This is a genomic window from Candidatus Desulfolinea nitratireducens (genome assembly GCF_982879505.1).
On sequence record NZ_CEYOSI010000350.1, the window covers coordinates 1 to 706 of the forward strand.

1 protein-coding gene is annotated in these 706 nt (G+C 45.9%); it reads right to left on the bottom strand.

What is annotated here, in order from left to right; all coding sequences use genetic code 11:
* Positions 1-13 precede the first annotated feature (13 nt).
* Positions 14-706 (bottom strand): D-2-hydroxyacid dehydrogenase (locus tag AC3DOM_RS17665; protein ID WP_487920357.1); only part of this gene is annotated, 693 nt, incomplete at its 5' end.

A 706-nucleotide genomic window follows, 5' to 3' on the forward strand; every position in this document is an offset into this window, starting at 1 on the left:
CGGGGGGAGAATCTTAATAACCACGCTCAAAATCAACTTGATAATTAAGTGCTTCATCTTTTATATAGCGATGATAATTCTCGATAAACACCTGTGAAATATCTTTTGGAAGACTTGGGGCGGCTGTGTGGAAAGTTATCCACAGGTTAGGCGTTGTCCAAAAGGGATGTTCTTTGGGCAAAGGTTCTTTGTCAAAGACATCCAAAACTGCGCCTGCAATCTTTTCTTGTTCCAAAGCTGCTTGTAATGCTTCATCGTCTACGGCACTGCCACGTCCGACATTGATAAATATAGCGGTTTTGGGTAAGGCATCAAAAACCGAAGCATCTAAAAGTTTTTGTGTCTCCGGGGTGTTGGGGAAAATGTTTACGAGATAGTCCACGCCGCACGCAAACTCTATCAGATCATCGTGATGGTACACATCCACATCGGGGCTGGATTGGCTGGAACGTGTGTAACCATGCACGATCATCCCAAAATGTTTGGCTGTTTTGGCAACATGCGCGCCAATTGACCCGACGCCCAGCAACCCGATGGTCTTGTCGCGCAAAGAGCCGGTATCGCTACCATCCCAACTTTTTTTGGCCTGTAACTGATGGTGTTTAAAGATCTGCCTTTCATGGAAAAGCAGATATCCAAAAACATATTCAGCCATCAATTCACCGAAGACGCCGCGTGCATTGGTCAGAACATAATCGCGACGCAG